Genomic DNA, 434 nt, shown 5'->3' on the forward strand with positions numbered 1-434 from the left:
TTTGATTCCGCTCGTGTTGCAAATACCCATTGCCGATTCCCTATTGCTTGCCAGTATTTCTTGGCTACCCACTTTCCTGTTTTGTTGGAATGTCTTCGGTTTCCCCATTTGGTTAGCTTCCAATATAACGAGCTATCCATTTGAGAGAAAGCTTCTTTAGACACTACTGTTGAGTAGTAGTTGCTCCACCCTCTAATGACCGGATTGAGGTGTCTTATTAGCCCCTCTTGCGGTATTGCAATATGGGAGTCTACTATCTCTTTTAGTTTCTTGTAGTGGGTTTTGATGGCCTTCTTACTGGGTTTAATGAAAGTTTTGAAACCTAGCGGATTTCCCTTCGTGTCCTTTCCGGTCTTATATTTTCCGACTCTGTATTGCCGGACGTTGAATCCTAGGAAATCGAACCCTGGTTTATCCCCTTCTAGAGTGTGGGT

General features: G+C 43.5%; 1 protein-coding gene. It reads right to left on the minus strand.

From position 1 onward, the window contains the following. On the minus strand, nt 1–308 hold a 308-nt coding region (locus tag AC0QH1_RS07470), incomplete at its 3' end, for a group II intron maturase-specific domain-containing protein (protein WP_324630382.1). Between the last annotated feature and the right edge of the window lie 126 nt (nt 309–434).

The organism is Phormidium sp. CCY1219, from assembly GCF_055795085.1.